Origin of the sequence: Bradyrhizobium sp. Bra64, from assembly GCF_024519875.1 — a bacterium.
GTDB classification, from domain to species: domain Bacteria; phylum Pseudomonadota; class Alphaproteobacteria; order Rhizobiales; family Xanthobacteraceae; genus Bradyrhizobium; species Bradyrhizobium japonicum_G.
This window is the reverse complement of record NZ_JALJRD010000016.1, coordinates 92,384-112,052: the sequence shown is the minus strand read 5'-3', so window position 1 is coordinate 112,052 and position 19,669 is coordinate 92,384. Positions and strand designations below refer to the sequence as shown.

Annotated in this window: 16 protein-coding genes; 6 read left to right on the top strand and 10 right to left on the bottom strand. The window is 61.8% G+C overall.

The features are described 5' to 3' along the window. Nucleotides 1-156: 156 nt before the first annotated feature. The 6 genes from NR187_RS30695 to gmd all read right to left on the bottom strand — a co-directional run bounded on the left by NR187_RS30695 (nucleotide 157) and on the right by gmd (nucleotide 5,596). Entirely contained in the window at nucleotides 157-1,362 is a 1,206-nt protein-coding gene (locus NR187_RS30695; RefSeq protein WP_256808855.1) for an MFS transporter, read from the bottom strand. Nucleotides 1,363-1,517: 155 nt separating this feature from the next. Continuing rightward, entirely contained in the window at nucleotides 1,518-1,721 is a 204-nt protein-coding gene (locus tag NR187_RS30690) for a hypothetical protein (RefSeq protein ID WP_211386699.1), read from the bottom strand. A 25-nt stretch (nucleotides 1,722-1,746) separates the two neighbouring features. After that, nucleotides 1,747-3,081, bottom strand: coding sequence for a sorbosone dehydrogenase family protein (locus tag NR187_RS30685; protein ID WP_256808851.1), 1,335 nt, complete (start codon nucleotides 3,079-3,081; stop codon nucleotides 1,747-1,749). Further along, nucleotides 3,078-3,530, bottom strand: coding sequence for a DUF2231 domain-containing protein (locus NR187_RS30680; protein ID WP_211386701.1), 453 nt, complete (start codon nucleotides 3,528-3,530; stop codon nucleotides 3,078-3,080). The genes NR187_RS30685 and NR187_RS30680 overlap by 4 nt, the downstream gene beginning before the upstream one ends. 61 nt (nucleotides 3,531-3,591) lie before the next feature. Further along, nucleotides 3,592-4,545: a GDP-L-fucose synthase gene (locus NR187_RS30675; protein WP_211386702.1), complete on the bottom strand. Its 954-nt coding sequence runs from the start codon at nucleotides 4,543-4,545 to the stop codon at nucleotides 3,592-3,594. Continuing rightward, nucleotides 4,526-5,596 carry a GDP-mannose 4,6-dehydratase gene (gene gmd, locus NR187_RS30670; RefSeq protein WP_211386703.1) on the bottom strand — a complete coding sequence of 357 codons (1,071 nt, stop codon included), beginning with the start codon at nucleotides 5,594-5,596 and terminating at the stop codon, nucleotides 4,526-4,528. The genes NR187_RS30675 and gmd overlap by 20 nt, the downstream gene beginning before the upstream one ends. A gap of 517 nt (nucleotides 5,597-6,113) precedes the next feature. Here gmd and NR187_RS30665 point away from each other — a divergent pair. Next, nucleotides 6,114-7,367 carry a hypothetical protein gene (locus NR187_RS30665; RefSeq protein ID WP_256808849.1) on the top strand — a complete coding sequence of 418 codons (1,254 nt, stop codon included), beginning with the start codon at nucleotides 6,114-6,116 and terminating at the stop codon, nucleotides 7,365-7,367. Nucleotides 7,368-7,454: 87 nt separating this feature from the next. Here NR187_RS30665 and NR187_RS30660 read toward each other — a convergent pair whose 3' ends face one another. After that, nucleotides 7,455-7,781 (bottom strand): hypothetical protein, encoded by a 327-nt coding sequence (locus NR187_RS30660; RefSeq protein ID WP_211386705.1) that lies wholly within the window; start codon nucleotides 7,779-7,781, stop codon nucleotides 7,455-7,457. Between the two features lie 387 nt (nucleotides 7,782-8,168). After that, nucleotides 8,169-8,567, bottom strand: a complete 399-nt coding sequence (locus tag NR187_RS30655) for a hypothetical protein (protein WP_211386707.1) — start codon at nucleotides 8,565-8,567, stop codon at nucleotides 8,169-8,171. 837 nt (nucleotides 8,568-9,404) lie between these two features. Between NR187_RS30655 and NR187_RS30650 the strand changes: the two genes are divergently transcribed. Further along, entirely contained in the window at nucleotides 9,405-9,638 is a 234-nt protein-coding gene (locus tag NR187_RS30650; RefSeq protein ID WP_256808847.1) for a hypothetical protein, read from the top strand. A gap of 1 nt (nucleotide 9,639) precedes the next feature. On the opposite strand, the gene NR187_RS30645 is transcribed toward NR187_RS30650, so the two are convergent. Next, complete coding sequence (locus NR187_RS30645; protein WP_211386709.1) at nucleotides 9,640-9,816, bottom strand: hypothetical protein; 177 nt, start codon at nucleotides 9,814-9,816, stop codon at nucleotides 9,640-9,642. Nucleotides 9,817-10,598: 782 nt separating this feature from the next. On the opposite strand from NR187_RS30645, the gene NR187_RS30640 reads away from it, so the two are divergent. From NR187_RS30640 to NR187_RS30625, 4 genes are all read left to right on the top strand, one after another. Then, nucleotides 10,599-12,302, top strand: coding sequence for a TolC family outer membrane protein (locus NR187_RS30640; protein ID WP_211386710.1), 1,704 nt, complete (start codon nucleotides 10,599-10,601; stop codon nucleotides 12,300-12,302). Between the two features lie 222 nt (nucleotides 12,303-12,524). After that, on the top strand, nucleotides 12,525-14,804 hold the full coding sequence (locus NR187_RS30635) for a type I secretion system permease/ATPase (RefSeq protein WP_372703284.1): 2,280 nt from the start codon (nucleotides 12,525-12,527) through the stop codon (nucleotides 14,802-14,804). Further along, nucleotides 14,794-16,041 carry an HlyD family type I secretion periplasmic adaptor subunit gene (locus NR187_RS30630; RefSeq protein ID WP_211386711.1) on the top strand — a complete coding sequence of 416 codons (1,248 nt, stop codon included), beginning with the start codon at nucleotides 14,794-14,796 and terminating at the stop codon, nucleotides 16,039-16,041. Before NR187_RS30635 ends, NR187_RS30630 begins: the two co-directional genes overlap by 11 nt. A 224-nt stretch (nucleotides 16,042-16,265) precedes the next feature. Beyond that, nucleotides 16,266-17,282: a transglutaminase-like cysteine peptidase gene (locus tag NR187_RS30625; RefSeq protein WP_256808846.1), complete on the top strand. Its 1,017-nt coding sequence runs from the start codon at nucleotides 16,266-16,268 to the stop codon at nucleotides 17,280-17,282. 189 nt (nucleotides 17,283-17,471) lie between these two features. On the opposite strand, the gene NR187_RS30620 is transcribed toward NR187_RS30625, so the two are convergent. Then, nucleotides 17,472-19,669: DUF5801 repeats-in-toxin domain-containing protein (locus tag NR187_RS30620; RefSeq protein WP_256808845.1), on the bottom strand; the 2,198-nt coding region annotated here is incomplete at its 5' end.

The following is a 19,669-nucleotide window of genomic DNA, read 5'->3' as shown; positions in this document are numbered from 1 at the left end:
GGGAACGGGATATTGGCGCGGCGGCCTTCAGCCGTGGCTGCGCTCCCTGCGGATACACTATTTTGGTGCCCTGAGCACTGCACTCCGGGCATACGGCTATCCCCGCCCCGGCGGCCCGGATAGGCGGCGGAGTGAATTTCCGCAGCGCGAATATTCTCAGGTCGCGGCCGCAGCGGCGACTTGCGGGCGCCGGCGGCCGAGCAGGACCAGGATCAGCACCGTCGCGCAGGAGCAGACGAAGGTGAGCCCCAGCGCGCCGCGGCTCCCGAACTGGGTGAGCAGACCGACGAGCAGCGGCGGTGAGAGCGCGGATGCCAGATTGAGCGGCAGCGCGATCATCGACATCGCCTTGGCGAACTCGGCCTGGTCGTAGAACACGAGCGGGATCGTCGCCCGCGCCACCGCCATCGCGCCGCTGCCGGCGCCATAGAGCAGGACGAAGACCGCGACCGCCCAGGTCGCGCCTTCGTTCGTCATCAGGAGCATCATGGCCACCGGCAATGCCGTGCCCGCGACGAGCCCGGTCGTGATCCCGTCCCATCGTCCGCCGCCGAGGAGATCCAGCCCGCGGGCGCTGACCTGGATCACGCCCAGCATCGAGCCGAACGCAAGCGCCTGCGCCGGCGCCAGACCTTCCGCCCGGAGCAGCTCGATCATAATGGCGCCGATGCCGAAATTGACGAAAGCATTGAGGGTGATCGCGCAGACCACGAGGCCGAAGGTGCTCCTTGGGATCGCGGGCGGCGGCGACGCCTTGACCGGCGCACCACCATGATCCTTTGCAATTTTCCGGCGCGGCGCGAAGAACGTGTAGAGCGGAAGGCTGATGACGAGCAGCATCGCCGCATAGACCAGGCAGGTCCCGCGCCAGCCGAAATAACCGCTTAGAAAGGAGGTGGTCGGCCAGAAGATGCTGCTGGAGAGACCCGTCACCAGCATGAGCGCGCCGATGGCATTCTTGGCCTGCCGCCCGGCGACTTCGTTGAGCATGATATAGGCGCCGGTCGACAGCGTGGCGCTGCCGCCCATGCCGAGAATGACCCAGGCCACCAAATAGAGCATCGGCTCGCGCGCGAAATACAGGACGACGTAGCCCGGCACGGCAACAACCGTGCCCGCCATCATCACCTTGCGTGCACCGTGCCGCGCAAAGGCCCTGGCGAGCCAGGGCGCGCACAGCCCCATCGTGACGTAAAGCACCGAGCTGCCCGCGAACACCATCGGCAGGCTCATGCCGAGATCGGCCGCAAGGTCGCGGCCGACAACGGCCGGAAGGCCGATCGTGCCCCATCCGATCAGTTGGGTGATCGCCAGCACCAGCAGGACGCCGACGAGCCTGCCGTCAGATTTCAGAAACCGCATTCCAAACGTCGCCTGCCCGGAAGGCGCGGATCACGCCTGTCAGCATGTCTTAGCCTGAGACTCGGCCAGCGGGAATATAGGTTCCGAGTAGCATAGCAGCGCTGCCCGCAGAGCGGCCCTGCCGAACCAGCAGCAAGCAGGGTCGATATTCTCGCCTAGCTGCCGAGCGCGCTCTCGCCCGCCTCACGGCCGGGTACGCTGACATGGACCTCATGTCCCTCGCGAAGGGCCAGGGATGCCGCGGCGACCGCCGATTCGAACGCGGCTTCCTTGGTGGCGTATCTACTCTTGACGTCGCCGTCGTGCAGCACGCCCCATGCGTCCTGCACCGGCACGATGGCATATTGAGCAAGGCCCATTGTTCAACTCCTCCCGTTCTCAGGTCTATCGCTCCGTGAGCTGCGGATGCGCCGCCGTCACGCGCCACACGGTGTTGCCGCTGTCGTCGGCGACCAGCAGCGCGCCGGTCTTGTCGATGGCGACGCCGACGGGCCGCCCGCGCGCCTGGTTGTCATCGTTGAGGAAGCCGGTGACGACGTCCTGCGGCGGGCCGCTCGGCTTGCCGTCCGTGAACGGCACGAACACGACCTTGTAGCCGTTCAAGACCAGCCTGTTCCAACTGCCGTGCTCGCCGACGAAGGCACCGCCCCGATAGGCGGCCGGCAGGCTCGTGCCGGTGTTGAAAACCATCCCGAGCGGCGCGACATGCGAGCTCAGCGCATAGTCCGGCACGATTGCCTTGGCGACGAGGTCAGGCCGCTGCGGCATGACGCGGGGATCGACGTGCTGGCCGTAATAGCTGTAGGGCCAGCCGTAAAACCCGCCGTCCTTCACCGAGGTCATGTAATCGGGGACGAGATCGGGACCGAGCTCGTCGCGCTCGTTCACCACCGTCCAAAGCGCGCCCGTCTGCGGCTCGAAGCTGAAGCCGTTGGGATTGCGCAGGCCACTCGCAAACATGCGCCAGCGGCCGCTTTCACGGTCGACCTCGAGGATGGCGGCGCGATTGTGCTCGGCCTCCATGCCGTTCTCGGTGATGTTGCTGTTGGAGCCGACGCCGGCATAGAGCCTTGAACCGTCGGGGCTCGCGACCAGGCTCTTGGTCCAGTGATGGTCGATCGGCCCGCCCGGCAACTGGGTCAGCACCGTGCCCGGCGCGGTGATTTTCGTATCCCCCTCGGCGTACGGATATTTCACGATCGCATCGGTGTTGGCGACATAGAGGTCGTTGCCGACCAGCGCGACGCCGAAGGGCGAGTTGAGATGGTCGAGGAAGACGCTTTTCGTGTCCGGCACGCCGTCGCCGTTGCTGTCGCGCAGCAGCGTAATGCGGTTGCTCTCGCCGGTGTCGCCGCCCGACGTCGCCCAGGACTCGATGTAACCCATCACGATTTCCTTGGGCCGCTTGATCGGGGCGCCCTTCGGCGCCTTCGATTCCACGACCAGCACGTCACCGTTGGGAAGCACGTAGAGGAATCGCGGATGCTGCAAACCGGTCGCGAAGGCCTTGGCCTGCAAGCCCTGCGCGACGGCCGGCGTCTCGTCCTTCTTCCAGCCGACGATGCGGGCGATGTGCATCGGCGGCAGGAGGTATTGCTGGATGTCAGGGAGCGTCGGGTTGGCGCCGGTTTGCGCCTTGGGATCGCCGCTGCCGTCGTTGCATGCGGCCAGACACAGCAGCGAAGAGCACAACAATGCGCGAGCGATTGGAGATTTCATCGCGCAACTCCGACGCCGTGGCGATACACCATGGCCCAGCCGAGCCAGCCGGTGACCGGCACGATCAATACGGTGACCGCTGAAAGAATGAGCCCGGTCGGCCACACCGAGGTCCAGGCGTCGCGCGTGTGGATCAACGTATTGACGATCGCAAGGATCAGCGCCACCGCATTTCCGACCAGGTGGGGCCAGGCCGGCGCCTGCGCCCGCACCAGACGGTTGCCGAGGAAATCGGTCAGGCCGGCGATGGCCGCCAGCACGCCGAAGATGACGCCGACGACCAGAAGCCAGGCGGAAAAATCCGCCCACATGATCTCGGCGCTGACGACATAGGAGATGTCGGTGAGCAGGGCCCCGACGAAGCACGCGATCGGTATCGACACCAGCATCGGATGAATCGGATGACCCGCGATCTGCGCGGTGGTGCGCACGCGCACGTCTTCCTGCACGGTTGGCCTCGTGTGTCTTTCGCCCTGCCCGACGGCCAACTCGTGCTGGCGGTGATGGTTCCTACGCGGAGACCGGCATGCCGGCCTGATACGCCGCATATGCGCGCTTCAAGCCGTCCTCGAGCGAGGTCGTCGCGTGCCAGCCGAGTCTGGCGAGGCGGCTGACGTCGAGTAGCTTGCGCGGCGTGCCGTCAGGACGCGAGGCGTCGAAGGCGATCTCGCCGCTGTAACCGACGACGGCGGCCACGACGCGTGCGAACTCGGCGATGGTGATGTCCTCGCCGGTGCCGATGTTGACCAGCTCCGCGCTCGAATAGGTCTTCATCAGGTGGACGCAAGCATCCGCCATGTCGTCGACATAAAGGAACTCGCGCCGCGGCGTGCCAGTGCCCCAGACCACGACGCTCTTCGCGCCCGAAACTTTCGCCTCGTGGAAGCGGCGGATCAGGGCGGCGACCACGTGGCTCAGCTCGGGGTGATAATTGTCGCCGGGGCCGTAGAGATTGGTCGGCATCACGCTGATGAAGTCGCTGCCATATTGGGCCCGATAGGCCTCCGCCATCTTGATGCCGGCGATCTTGGCGATCGCATAGGGCTCGTTGGTCGGCTCCAGCGGACCGGTCAACACGGAATCCTCGCGCAGCGGCTGAGGCGCCAGCTTCGGGTAGATGCAGGACGAGCCGAGGAACATCAGCTTCTCGGCGCCGTTTTGATGCGCGGCCTGGATCACATTGGCCGCGATCGCGATGTTGTCGTAGATGAACTCGGCGCGCAGCGTGTTGTTGGCGACGATGCCGCCGACCTTGGCCGCGGCGAGGAACACCACCTGCGGCCGCGTCCTCGCAAACCAGTCGAACACGGCGGCCTGGTTGCAGAGATCGACCTCGCGCCGATCCACCGTGACGAGCCTGACGTCCTCCCGCGCCAGCCGGCGCGCAAGGGCGCTGCCGACCATGCCGCGATGGCCGGCGACGTAGACGGACTTGCCCTTGAGCTCAAACGCTGCGTTTGCCACTGCCGGCGTCCCGCTTTGCCTCGGCCAGATCGCTCGCCATCATCTCCTCGACGAGCTGGGCGAAGGTGCGCTTCGGCTTCCAGCCGAGAACCTGATGCGCCTTGCTGGCGTCGCCGACGAGAAGATCGACCTCGGTTGGCCGGAAATAGGTCGGATCGATCTTCACCACCGTCTTGCCGCTGGCCTCATCGACGCCGGTCTCCTCGACGCCCACTCCGCGCCAGGCGATGCGGCGGCCGACATGGGCGAACGACAGCTCGACCATCTCCCGAACCGAACGGGTCTCGCCGGTGGCGAGCACGAAATCGTCGGGCTTGTCGGCTTGCAGGATCTTGTGCATGCCCTCGACATAGTCGCGCGCATGGCCCCAGTCGCGCTTGGCTTCGAGATTGCCGAGATAGAGCGTCTGTTCGAGGCCGACCTCGATGCGGGCGACGCCACGGGTGATCTTGCGGGTGACGAACGTCTCGCCGCGGATCGGGCTCTCGTGGTTGAACAGGATGCCGTTGCTGGCGAACATGCCGTAGGCTTCGCGGTAGTTCACCGTGATCCAGTAGCCGTAGAGTTTTGCGACGCCGTAGGGCGAGCGCGGATAGAACGGCGTCGTCTCCTTCTGCGGGATCTCCTGCACTAGGCCGTAGAGCTCGGAGGTCGAGGCCTGGTAGAACCGCGTCTCCTTCTCCATGCCGAGGATGCGGACCGCTTCCAGCAGCCGCAGCACGCCGACGGCGTCGGCGTTCGCGGTGTATTCCGGGCTCTCGAAGCTGACGGCGACGTGGCTCTGGGCGGCGAGATTGTAGATCTCGGTCGGGCGGATCTGCTGCACCAGGCGGATCAGATTGGTCGAATCCGTCATGTCGCCGTAGTGCATCAGGAACGGCACGTTGCCGGCATGCGGATCTTGGTAGAGATGATCGACCCGCGCGGTGTTGAATGAGGACGAGCGCCGCTTGATGCCGTGCACGACATAGCCGAGCGACAGCAGATATTCGGCGAGATAGGCGCCGTCCTGCCCGGTAATGCCGGTGATCAGAGCGATCCGCTCAGCCATATGTGCACCTGCTCCTAACTGTATCCCAAGAGGACAGCGGCGTTCCGTTCCAGCCGCCGTCCTTCTCTGACATATCGACCGTCGGGGTCAACCCAATACGGCGATGCAACGCCAGGAGACGTCCGCCTCGAGGTCCGCCCAGCCGAAGCCCTTCCGGCCTACAAACCGGCACGAGGTTTTTGTGCATAAGTCGCGGCCCCAGGGGCCCGGAACCTCGCTGGCGAAGCCTGTTGCACGTACCATCTTAGGTAGATTTTTGAGCTTTGCCCTGCCGGCGTTCGCCATTTTCGAGGAGGGATCCTTGTTCGATTTCGCGCAAGCTGCCGTGGCGCAAATTGGAAGCAGCTGCCGCGCTTCTGATTCCCTGAATGGGATACGCGCAATTCTGTTCGCTTCTGCCCTGCTGGCTGCCCCCTGCCTTGCCCAGCAGGCAGGCGATCCCGCCAGTCCGGCGGCGGAGACGAAAGCCGTCCAGCCCGCTGCCAAGGATGGGACTGCCAACCCGAAAAAAGCCAACGTGAAGGACGCTGCCGCGGCGCGGACGGAAATTTCCGACTGCGCCGGCGGCGAGATTTTCCAGGCGCTCGCCAATACGGCCAACAGCGCTGCGATCATCTACAACAGCAATCTCGTGCCCGCCGGAAGCAATGTCGAATTCGGGATCGCGAGCTCTCTCGATCCGGAGGCGCATTATTTCGCGGTCTTCCTGGAGAACAAGGAAGTCCCGCGGGACGAGGTCAGGCACGGCGCCCGCGCGCGAAGAGCGGGCGAAACCGACGACCTCGTCGTGAAGCGCTTGCTGAAGTCCGGCGACACGATCGTTTCGATCGACGTTCCCAATGATGTCGCGGGATGGTGGACCCGGCGGAACCTCTACATCTACCAGTGCGACAGCACGCGAAGGCCGCTCAACGTTTCCTACCTGCCGGTCTATCTCAGCCCCTACTCCCTAAGCATCGGGCTGGCACTCGCGATCGTGCTCGCCGCCTATTTTCTCTCCGCGAAGGCCTTTGCGCGTTTGAGCGGGACGTCGTCGAAAGGCGTTCAAGCCTGGAACCCAATCCGGATCACGGCCGGCTCCGACAATCGCGGCAGTCTCTCGGCCTTCCAGGTATTCTTCTTCACGATCCTGGTTTTTGCGATGCTCGCCTATATCCTGCTTCGCACGGGCGTGCTCTCCGACCTGTCAACCACGATCCTGCAATTGCTCGGCATCGCAGGCATCGGGGCCGCGGCCGCCAAGGGAGCGGAGTCCTCAAAGATAGCGCTCGAGCCCACAAATCAGGCCTGGCTCATGAACAAGGGCTGGTTCGACAAGGACTCGACCCGCGCCACACCGGAGCCGAGCTTCTACGACCTTATCTCGAGCGACGGCGGTTTCGACGTTTACCGCTTTCAGAGCCTGATATTCACAGGCGCGGTAGGGCTCGCACTTTTCGCCGGCGGCGTGTTTCAGCTTGCGTCCTTCACGGTACCGCAGAACATCCTCGGTATTCTGGGTCTCAGCCAGGTGGTGTATATCGCAGGGAAGCTCGTGACCTCGAACAACGCAACGCAGTTGAACGCGGTCGTCACCGATCTGCGCAACGCCGAAACCGCTTATCGCGAAGCCGCTCAGGCCACCAGCGATACCCAGGAGGCAAGAGACAAGGTCGCCCGTGCGAGAGCCGCCTTCGTCGACAAGGCGGGAGGGGCGGCAAAGCTTTTCACCGACGTCACCAACCGTCCTGTCGACGCTGCCAAGCTCCAGCCGTCACCGGGACCGACTTGATCTCCGGGTTCGGGAGTCGGGACTCATCAATCGATGGGGGCTGGAGCCGGTGAAGCGCCCGGTTCGAAATGGCGATCGTCCTCTGATTCAGCGAGAATGAGGATCCGCTGAATTTCCGTCACCCTCGTCTCGGCGGAGCTTCCTGATGAATGCCGCGATGGCATCATAAGCTTGCAGCAATGGTGGGGTCAGAGAAAAGAAGGAGCCGAGCGCGATTGCAATGATGGCGTGCCGAAGCGAAAAACCCTCATCCGCCTCCACCAGCCGGCTGTTGGGATTGATCAATGCCGGCGACAGGTCGCTCTGTCCACTCTCAGCATTAGACCTCCGCGGCTTTCGCGGCGGGATCATGATCACGACGAAGAGAGCATTAATCAGCAGCCAAATGCCGAGGATAATGAACAGGGTGCGCATCGGAAATCCAAAAAAATACAATTGGAAAAATCAGTCACGTCGCTTCTAGGTATGTTCGTTCACGCTTCCGTCACAATCATCCAGGTACTCGTGACAAGCTAGTTGATGGCCGGCCTATCGAGTTGCCTTCCCGACTCCAAGTTCAAGATCTGGGTGTGCGCTATCTTGTGTCTTGCGGTAAGTCCGAGAGCAATCGTTTGATCTCGGCTCCATCCGGGTTCGCCGCGCGCCCGCCGCTCTCGATAATCGATCAACCAGACAGTTTCTTCATGAGTGAGGCCCGCGAAGACGTCACGCCGCTCGGAATCAGTCTCTATTTCGCTCAGGTAGGTGACGTGTGTCCGCAGCTTCTCTGCCGTCATGTTGGTTTCTTCGCTTGCCGATTTGCTATGATTGCGGTCTTCGCAGGGGAATGACCTGTCCCGAGCTCACCGGCTCTGGAGGTTCGGGTGAAGTTGATTCCGGTCTTTTTCCGGCCTTGAACCTCGTCCAGCGAAGCTTGGTCGTGTAGCCGTAGAGCACGTTGAGCCAGGTCTCAGACAGCGTCGCGCTCGTGAAAGGCAGTTCGGGCATGTTCCAGTCTGCGTCGTCCTCGATGCCAGGATCCATAGGCACCGGAACCGCCGACCCGGCCCATACGATGCCGCCCCCAGGAAGTTGGACATATTCGCAGAGATCCCCGTCCGTCCAGTCCTGGACCAAAAGGGCAAGACCTCTGGGATGATCGGCGAAGAAAAAGCCGACGATCTGGTGAGTGTCGATTGAGCGGACGAGATAAGCGGGCATTGGCAATCCAAAAATTGTAGATTGCCTCTTTTTCCCGAACTTGCCAAGCCCCCCGCCCGCTGGGATTTGAGCTTACTTGCCCGATGATTTGTTCAGGTCGTAGCTCGCGGCAGCTCGAAAGAAGGGTCTTCCCAACAGGGGTCCGATTGACGTTGTTCCTGTTTTTCCCGAGTTCTCAACCGAACGGTTGATGTTTTGCAGTGCGGAGCAGGTACATTCGGCGTGATTCACCAATCGAGCGGTTTTGGTTTGACCGCGGTCAACGAAAGCGCAGACTCGAAAAACCGGGATTTTGCATCACCCTCCCGGGGCTGGAGCAGCGCCGTCCGCCGTTACATTTCAAGCGGACGGCGCTGTTGGAAACATACGGATTGCCCCCGGAGCAGCAAACGACACCGGACAACGGCGGTTCGCCGTCGGCTGGTCATGAAGTAGGGTCGACTATCCGTCTTCAGGGTGAAGCGCAGCCTTCATGCTCCGCAGCCTGGCTATTCTCCACATGATTTGTTCCACCAGGCCCGTATCGAAATCGGACAGCTGAACGACGAGTTCCTTGAATCTCTGAATCTTCCTATCGAAGATCGAGCAACGCTCACACATCGTATGCAATGGCCCTGGCAAAAAGGCTGCTCCCGATACTCACACGGGCAAAGCGTATCGAACCAAAATTAACGCTCGCAGCATGTGGCGTAAAGGACGCACTCCGACGCATCACGATTGCGCGGCCCGCGGCCGCGTCCCGACCAGCAGGGCGCTTCTGTCAAAGTGCGGACGGCGGCGATCTTTTCGGGTCGACATAAAGGTCTATAATGAATTTTTTAATCGACAGGTATTGCCTTGCCATCATCCATTGAACTGATCGTTGCTTCTCTGGTGGAATTGAAGGACCGGCCGGGGCTGGCAGAACTGCGAGAGCATCGGTGCCAGTTGCTCGAGCAACTCCGCACCGTATCCGGTATTGATCCGACCCGGACCATCGAGCGGATTGAGGAAGACATTCGGACGATTGATGAGGGGCTCGAGCAACTCAAGCCCCCGCCAGGAACGTTGCCCGACAACGACTGGCGCTGACTCAGATCTGCGCCTTCAAAAGCAGCCTTGTCTGCCGCTCCATTTGAAGCGCGAGCTGTTTGCGCTCAAACTTGAGGGCGGCTTGTTCGTCGAGCGTGATGTGCCCTTCTCGCTCGAGAACGTTGATCAGAAAAACCTGGTCTTCAATATGCCTTTGGCGCTTTTGGATATCTTCCATGAGGCCTTCGAGCTCGGTTCGGAGGTCTGTATCCATAGTTGATGCCCTTCAATCGCATGCTGAAATGCATTCACTATGTGTCCGAGACCTTAAGCAAGGTTTGCCGTTCGAATTGCTGCCGTATCGGCCACCATAAATAATGTAAATAAAAAGCGCGTGCCGTTAACTCCGGAAGCGTGTTGCCCGAGGTACTATGAGGATGATCCCCGGCCGGACCGTTCGGTAGGCCGCCCGTCTGCCCTGCCGCCCAAACATCGAAACGCTCAGAGGTTGCGTTGATGGCCGGCGACCGAGAAGGCAGGCCGTACATTCCGACCTTCCGGCCATTGACGCGCCCCGGGATCCGAATCGACGACAGCAGGATCATGCTGGCTGACCTGATGCGGTCCTCAGCGCCCGGCGCCGACGCGCGCGTCGAAGTCCTCGGCAAAGCTCCCTGGGCTACCCCTGCCCCGGTTCGCGGACCCTCATGCACCTCGCCTTATCGGAAGAGGCGATACCTGAGGTTGCCACATCGCAGCACAGCAATAATCCAATTCAGCAGTAAAATCAGATTGCTAAGGAGCAGAAAATGCGCAGACTTTGTGCGGCGCGGCAAACGCCCCGGTGTCGAGGATTGGGAAAGGGCTAAGCTGCCTCAGTTGCACGCCTATTGGGCGCGAAAGTCGAAGCCTTGAGCGATTACTGCAAGCTGTGTCTGAAATGTCATAGGTAAGATCACAGCATTTTGCTAACTCTTCCCGGTCAATACTATTTGTTAAATGCCTTTTATGGTGGGGACGATGAAGCCGGCGTATTTTGCCTTCGCAACGATCATCCTGGCGGCCGCCCCGGCACAAGCGGAGCAGTTCTCAATCAATGACGCCCTGCGTCAGGCGATGCAGACCAACCCGGGTGTGGGTGAGGCATCGGCAAACCGTCGTGCAACCGAGAGCGAACTCCGCCAGACCCAGAGTACGCTCTTACCGCAAGTGCGGATTGACGCCAGCTATGGGCCGGAAAAGTTCGACCAGCCCCCTGGCTTTGTAGCTCCAAGCATTGCGGTCCCGACGACGGGATCGGGGCCGTGGCGGAACGGGAGCCAGGAATCGGTCGTCGTCCGGCAGCTTCTTTTTGATGGTTTCACCTCGATCCACGAGGTGTGGCGCCAAAATGCGCGCGTGAACGCCGCCGCAGCACGCGTCAAGGAACGAACCGAGCTCATCGCCCTTGATGCCGCCGAGGCTTACGTTGACGTCGTGCGGTACATGCGTTTGGTCGGCCTGGCCGAGCAGAACGTTGCCAATCATGACAAGATCTTCTCGAACGTAAACTCGCGGTTTTCGGGCGGACGGGCCGGCGAAGGCGACCTTGAGCAGTCAAGGGAACGCGTCGAAAGTGCCCGCGCGGCCTTGGCCGAGTTTCGCCGTAGCCTCGAGGATGCACGGGCAAAGTTCCGCAAGGTCGTTGGCGTAGAGCCCTACAATGTGCGCTTCCCCGGCCCGTTGCGGGGGCTTCCGGCCAGCCGGGATGAAGCACTCGCGGTCACGCTGCGGTTCAACTCCACGATTGCGGCGGCTCAATCGGATGCCGATGCCGCCAAGCATGCCTTCAAGTCCACGGACGGTCTGTTCACCCCCAAATTCTATCTTGAGGGTCGGGCGACGCATTACGACAACTCCTTCCCCTACGTTGCGGCCGCCGGCTCGCCCGCCGTTACCCATGAGGACTACAGCGGCAAAGTCGTGATGTCCTGGGACATCTTCCGCGGCGGACAGGATGCCTGGAATCGCTCGGAAAAGGCCGAACGGTTCACGGAAGCCACGGCACGGCACGCCCGCTTGCAGCGGGACGCATATGAGTCCATCGACAAGGCCTGGAACGCTCGCACGATAACACAGACCCGCATTTCGGCGCTGACCGGCCAGCTGGAGGCGGATCGCAAAACCATCGCCGCGTTCCAGAAGGAGTATGAGCTGGGCCAACGCTCGCTCATCGACCTTCTGAATGCCCAAAACCAGTTCTTCAATGCGCAGGTTTCGCTGACGTCGGCGCGAGCAGTCGTGGTGTTTGCCGATTATCAGTTGCTCGCCGCGACTGGAACCCTGATCGAATATCTGAAGGCTCCCCCCCCGGTCGACGCGGCTCCAACCGATCTCAACCTGTTCGGCCTGCCGGATTACAAGGCGCCCACGTTCCGCTGGACGCTTCCGCAGAGCGGTTCTGAGCCGCTGCGGGTTGCTGTCCCGGCGCCGACGGCCGCTCCGGTTCGGCTGTCATATGCTGCGACCGAGCCCACCACGTCGGGTTTCGGCGATCGCTGGTCGGGCGAGCCCGACAAGACCGCCGCCTCGGCCAAGGTCGCTGGCGTGTCCGCCTGGTTTGCACAGCGTGCAGGCTCCAGTGGGCCGATCGTGCTCGATGGCTCGACGGGCCAGCGCAGCTCATATGCCCCGACCGAGAAGCCCCATTGGCTCCTGACCGCATTCTCGCCAACTGCAAAGTAGCGACATCGATCGACCGACCAACTAAAAGCCCGCACAGATGTGCGGGCTTTCTTAGTTCCGGGCCTGCCCCCGATAACGCACGGATAGCTTTCCTGCCTGCGATCGTTAATCCTTAATCGCGCCCGTCCAAATAAGTAAATGAATTAACTGGCAGTTTGTCGTATTCTGCGACGACTTTGCCAAGCTCGTTTCATCGCTTTTCATTTAAGGCTTATCAGCTTGTTGTTTCGTCAAACAAAGAAGTCCTCGGCAGAAGGCGCACGCCCGCATAACATCGGCGAAGAGTCCACGGCATCGGTTCGGGCCGAGAAGGTCGAAGCGAAACAAGGCGATCCCTTGCTGGACTCGCTGATCTTCCTGGCCGGGCATCACGGCAGAGCCGTGACCCGCGATGGCTTGCTCGGCGGCCTGCCGATCCTCGATGGACGCCTGACGGTTTCTCTCTATGAGCGGGCGGCGCGCCGTGCCGGCCTGGAGACTGAGGCCACCAAACGCAAGCTGCTGGACATCCCCTCTCTCGTTCTTCCCGTCGTGCTGATCATGAAGAACGGAGCGACGCTGATCTTGCTGAGCATTGACGAGGGCAAGCGTACCGCCAGGGTGATTGACCCAAGCGACCGGCCGTATGTGCCGCAGATATTGACGTTGGACGTCATCGCCGCCGGTTATACGGGGTATGCTTTTCTGGTCCGGGCGGCCGCCGAGTCGGACGCGCGAGCCGTCGCGGCCGGCAGCCTTCCCCGGCAGCACTGGTTCTGGTCCGTCGTAAAGGCCCATTGGCGCAACTACGGGCATATCGCGCTGGCGGCCCTGCTGATCAATGTTCTGGCCCTGGCCATGCCGCTCTTCACAATGAGCGTCTATGACCGGGTCATCCCGAACGGAGCTATCCCCTCGCTCATTGCTCTTTCGATCGGCATGGGCCTCGCAATCGTCTTTGATCTGATCCTGCGGATGGTCCGGAGCAAGATGATCGACGTGACGGGCAAGACGATCGATGTCGTCCTTGCAGCCAACATTTTCGAGCATGTTATGGCTGTGAAGTTGTCGCAACGGCCGACATCCGTCGGCATTATTGCCAACCAGCTTCGGGATTTCGATTCCGTTCGCGAATTCTTCACCTCGGGCAGCGTGGTCTCGGCAACCGATCTGCTCTTTGCCATCCTGTTTGTAGCGGTTCTCTTCGTGGTCGCGGGACCCTTGGCTTGGGTGCCGTTGCTGATGCTGCCGGTCATGATCTTAATTGGACTGGTCTTACAACGCCCGCTCAATCGGGCGATGAAACGCTTGCAAGCCGAGTCGGCAGCTCGCCACGGCGTGCTCGTCGAATCGCTCGCCGGTCTGGAAACTGTGCGCGCGTCCGGCGGTGAAGCACGGATGCAGACGGCTTGGGAGCGTTCGGTTGCAGCGACAGCAAGGTCCGGCGAGGCCGTACACTTCTGGTCATCCCTGGCGCTGACCGCGGCCAACTCGGCACAGATGCTGACAAGTCTGCTCCTGGTCGTAATTGGCGTATTCCTGATCCAGAACGGCACCCTGACAGTCGGTGCGCTGGTCGCAGCCAACATGCTCGCCGGCCGCGTTTTGGCGCCGATTGCAGGCATCGCGTCCGTGATCACCCGTGGCACCCAAACTTTTTCGTCGCTCAAATCCATCGACCGAATCATGAGCTTGGAACGGGAACGTTCACCGGAACGGACCTATGTCGCCAGAAAAATCGAGCGAGGCACCATCAGTTTCGAAAACGTCTCCTTCACTTACCCCAATGCTCCCGGAAAGGCGCTGGAGAAGGTCACATTCAAGATTCAGAGCGGTGAGCGCGTTGGAATCATTGGTCGAGTTGGTTCGGGGAAGACGACTGTCGGGCGACTTTTGCTCTCGTTCTACGAGGCGCAAGATGGCCGCATCCTGATCGATAGCGTCGACTCGCGCCAGTATGATCCCGCCGACTTGCGCGCCGGCATCGGCTTTGCCATGCAGGACACCGATCTGTTCTTCGGGAAGCTGCGCGACAACATAACCTTGGGCTATCCGGCCGCGACGGACGAAGAAGTGCTTGCGGCTTCGCGCCTGGCCGGAGTGGAAAGCTTCATCGCAGGTCACCCCATGGGCTACGACATGCCCATAGCAGAGGGCGGACGCAGCCTGTCGGGCGGTCAAAAGCAAGCCATCGGCTTGGCGCGCGTCTTGATCCGCAAACCCAAGATCCTGTTTCTGGACGAGCCAACCGCCCATTTCGACGTCCGCAGCGAAAGCGAGTTCCTCGAACGACTCAAGACGCTCGATAATGCGCAAATGACCATCATCATCTCCACTCATCGTCTTTCACTGCTGTCGATGGTCGATCGCCTGCTGCTGTTCGACAACGGGCGGCTGGTCGCCGATGGACCGCGCGACCACGTCTTGAGCTTGTTGCAAGGAAAGGCTCCGTCGACCGAGTCTGTCGCCAATCCCAGAGTGGTTCAACCCGTCCCCCCGGCGCAGAAATCCAATGTCAGCTGATTTCACTTACGCCAACGACATCCGTGCAGCCGTCAAGCTGAGGACGCCGAAAACCTCGCGAATGTTGCTGTGGGCCTTCTTCGGCCTGTTTGCGACATTCCTGACGTGGGCTCATTTCGCTGTGCTCGAAGAGGTCAAGCGCGGCAATGGCAAGGTCGTTCCCTCGCGGCAAATTCAGGTTGTCCAGTCGCTGGAAGGCGGGATCGTCGGCGACATTCTCGTCCAGGAAGGCGCCACGGTTCAGCAAGGCCAGTCGTTGATGCGGATCGAGGACACCAAGTTCGCGTCCGAATTCGGCGAGATACGGGAACGCCGCGCCGCGATGGCGGCCCGCGTTGCGCGCCTGGATGCCGAAGCGAGGGGGCGCAACGAGATCGTATTTCCGGACCAGATCGAGGGGGTTGTACCTGCGACCGTGGCGACGGAACGAAGCGTGTTCAAGGCCCGCGCGCAGAAGATCGCGCAAGACATCGACGTTCTCACCCAGCAGATCACGAGGCTGAGCCAATCGTCCGCGCTGCTCGATCGCGAGCTGACGCTGACCCGGAAGCTGTACGAACAGAAGGTCGTCCCCGAGATCGAGATGCTCCGGCTGGAGCGTCAGTCCGCGGAGGTCAGGGGTCAGATGGCCGAAGCCAAATCGAAGATCGCGACCACGATCTCGACATTTCGCGCGCAAGCCGACGAGGACCTCGCCAAGTCCAGGGGCGATCTCGCCGTCCTCGACGAGAATATCAAGTCGGCGCAGGACAGGGTTCGCAGGACGGATCTGCGTTCGCCGGTTCGCGGCATCGTCAATAAACTGAACGTAACCACGATCGGTGCCGTCGTTCAGCCCGGTGCGAACCTCATGGACATCGTTCCGCTCGACGATACCTTGCTGGTCGAAGGCAAGATCAGGCCGCAGGATATTGCCTTCATCCGCCCGGGCCAGGATGCCGTCGTCAAGATATCCGCCTATGACTCCTCGGTTTACGGCCATCTGGCCGGCAAGGTCGAGCGGATCAGCGCTGACACGATCCTCGACGACAAGAGCGAGTCGGCGCAGCGACCGGAGACCTACTACCGGGTGATGGTTCGAACCGACAAGAACCATTTGGGCACTGAAGAGGCTCCGCTCCCGATCATCCCGGGCATGATCTCGACGGTCGAGATCCTGACCGGCAAGAAGAGCGTTCTGGATTATATCCTGAAGCCGGCTCGCACCTTGCGGGATGAGGCTTTGCGCGAGCACTAGGCCGGGCGGCGCTCGCCTTGCTTAATGCGTCCTTAACCCGCGCCTGCAAGCTTTAGCGTTGCTGGAGGTGCGCGTTCATCGCGCCGGCTCATTCCTGGCCCCCCTTCCCCGGCTTTAACCCGACTTAAGCGCGCCCGAGCGCACGCTGGCTCCCGATAAACAGGTCGGGATGACGATCAGGCGCGCAAAGACGCCGGCGACGTCCCGAAATATGGGGACGGTCAATGAAGTCGCGTTTTGGACAGCGGCGGCAGGACTTTCTGGCGCTCGCAGCAGCCATGGTGGTCTCGCTCAACGGTTTTTCGACCTCGGCCGCGCTCGCCGCCGATGTCGGGCCGGCCGATTCGACTGAAATCGCGCCATCCGGCGCGGACACCATTCAGGCTCCCGCGACGTTCTTCACGATCAACGCGGTGCTGGCAAAGCTGGACCGCGAGCGCGGCCGGGGACCAAATGCCGTGCGCCTGGCGGCGCTGACGCCGCCCTCCCCCACGGCGACGGACGCTCAACCTGAAGCGGCCCCTCTTTCAGGCATTGCCCCGCTCGGCAATGAACCGTTCGGCCTCTTCACCTTCCGGGCGCCTGACAGCGAGGTCTGGCGCAAATGGCGTGCGGTCGAAGGAGAGATCGCCCGCGAGCAAGCCGTGCTCGAGCGCTGCAGGTCCGAGGCCGCGAGCTGCCCGCCTAACGCCGCGCAGTTCCTCAGGCTTGTCGGTGCAGTCAAGGCAAAGTCCGGGCGCGCCCGGCTCGAGGAAGCCAATCTGGGTGTCAACACCGCGATCCGCTATGTCAGCGATCTCGCCCAATATCGTGAGCTCGACCGCTGGAGCTCGCCACTGGCGAGCTTTGCGACGGGCAAAGGCGATTGCGAAGACTACGCGATCGCCAAATACGCCGCGTTGCGCGAAGCCGGTTTCCCGGACGCCGACATGCGCCTGCTCCTCGTCCGTGACCGGACCGTGCGGCAGGACCACGCGGTGCTTGCGGCTCGTCTCGACGGCCGCTGGCTGATCCTGGACAACCGGTGGGCGGGCTTGCGGGAGGACAACGGCGAGCTGAATTTCGCCCCGCTGTTCGCGATCAATCACGACGGCGTGCATCTGTTCGCCAAGCCTTATGCGAAGGCTCAGCCGCTCACGGCCGAAGCTGCGCCGGCGGCGGCGGGATCGGAATGGGCGGGCTCGGGGCCGGCGGACACCGGTGGCGGCGGGTCACTGAGCACGCTGCCGGTGCTTCTCTGACACATTGCTTGGACTAGCCTGGGCAGCTCAGCACCATAGGCGCCGATCAGCACTCTCTCGCTGCTGGCCGTGTAGTTTCGCAGCTCAGCCGAGAGAAAGCAATGCGGCGACAAGGCTGGTCGCCTTGCCGCCGCATATCGGCTCATCCAACGTCAACCGGCAGAGCGCATGTCTGCCACGGCAGTTGCGTCAGAAGGTATGAACGGTCGCTGCCGCAGGAATTCCGGTAGAGACATGCGCCAGGTCGAGCTTGTCCGTACCGGTACCGCTTGCAGAGTACCAGAGTTCGTGCGTGGTGTTGTTGAAGAAGAAGCTATTCGCCGCTCCGTTCCATGCTCCGGCAGATGCTTCGTTCGGGACCCCCGCGCTCGACGAGACAAATTGAGCGGCAGAGATCGACGCTGCTGTTCCAATCGTCAAAGCCTGGCTGGCAACGTCGACAAAGATCCCGTCGGTGCTCTGCAGATCCGCGATCGTATCGTGGCCGTTGAGCGCCGCCGTGGCTTCAAGAACGAACTTGTCGTTGCCCGCACCACCAATCAGGACGTCATCGCCCCCCAACCCACGGATGGTATCGTCACCGATACCGCCCGACAGAACGTTCGCGGCCGAATTCCCGGTCAAGGTATCATTGAAGTCGGATCCCTTGATGTTGGCTTGCGGATCGAGCGGATCGCCCACGGTGGCCGTAACCCCCGTCCCGGAAGCGGAGTAGTCGTTGAACAGCGTCCCCGGCGACACCAAAGTCATCCCGAGACTGCTCGTCGAACTGTCACCGTCCGCGTCCGTCAATGCCACGTCGAACGACATGCTGACAGAGGGAATGGTTGTTGCGGTCGTCACATAAGAGAACGTGCCGATGTCGAACGATTCGCCATTGAGCGCAGGGTTATTGAAGGTCGGAGTCTGCAGTGCGTTCTCGATCTCGATCCGGTCGTAACCGGTGCCCGACGCGTGCACCAGGACGGTATCGTGAAGGTCCAGCCCCGTGACCAGGTAGCCTCCATTCCCGTCCGTGATCAGTGACGCCAGATTGACGCTGACCCCATTCACCTCGATTGACGTGATCGTGTTGAGCTGAGGATCATCGGCGAGATGCGCGGAATCCGTGGCCGTCGTGTTGCCCGACGTGTCGTTATTCGCATTGTAGATTCGCACCCATACTTCGATCGAATCTGCGGGCGGACTGCCGTTCACTTGAACGATACCGAACTGGAAGTCGTTGATGTTGTAGTGCGTCGAGTAGCTGTACTCGTTGTTATTCCCGCTCGTGACCGTTGCACTGTTGACGAAATCAATTCGCAGATTGTCGCCGTCGTTCATCGAGTTGTTGGCAACGCCGATGCCGGTCGTACTTGCGGACACGGAACTTCCGCCCGACGCGTTCGACGTTCCGTTGGGTTGCTGCACATAGCCCGAGAACAGCAGATCCTGAGTCGTGTTGGCAACGTCCAACGCCTTGAACTGCTGCGTGTTCTGGCCAAGAGACGAGAAGTCGTTGACCGTTCGGGTCTCGGTCGCTCCGATCTGAGCGAACAGCTGCATCGTGTACTGATCGTTGCTGGTGGCAAGGCTGCCATCCGGGTTCAACGTAACGGCAAACACCTCGGTGCCGCCTCCGCCAGGAGCGCTCCCGATCCAGCCCTGCAGCTGGAGGGGGGTGGCCGGGTTGGAATCGTTGTCCACGAGGTAGAGGTGGATGTTCTGCCCGCCGGAGGTGAGAGTTGCGGTGCTGCCGTTTACAACGCCAACCGCCAATTCGCCGTTCGTGATGTTTGCGAACGAAATCGTTCCAGGCTGATCGGCCCCGACGTTGTTGTCGATGTTGTGGTCGAAGTCGAGGTATGCGGTAAAGCTCGCGCCGATACTGTTGTTCAGAATGGCGTAGTCCGGAGAAATCGTGCTCGGGCCATCGTCATGGAACGTCAGCGCCTGGCCGATATTGATGCTCGACGAGCTGTTGGTGGAATCGCCGTCCTTGTCCGTGATCGTGTCGGCCCGGGTCAGCGTGATCAGGTCCGCCGCCGACAGCGTCACCGTATCGTCCGGATTGGTCGCATTCGGATGCTGCAGCGCGCGGATCTGGTCCAGCGTCACGACGCCGGCAGCATCCACGGTGACCGTGAAGGCCAACGTCGCCGTCGCGCCGACATGCCCCTCGACCGTATTGCCGTTCAGCACCAGCAGGATGTGCTGCCCGGTCGCAACGTCGATCAGGCCGGAATCCACGCTCGCGCTCTTGACGCCGAGCGCATAGGCCGATGCGATCGTGCCGGCACCGTCCGCACCGTAATTGCTCACCACCGAGAAGTTGTCGGCAAAGTTCGCCGTCGCGTTGATCGCAAGGTTGGTCTCGTCGACCACCAGGGCATCCGCCGGCGCCGTCG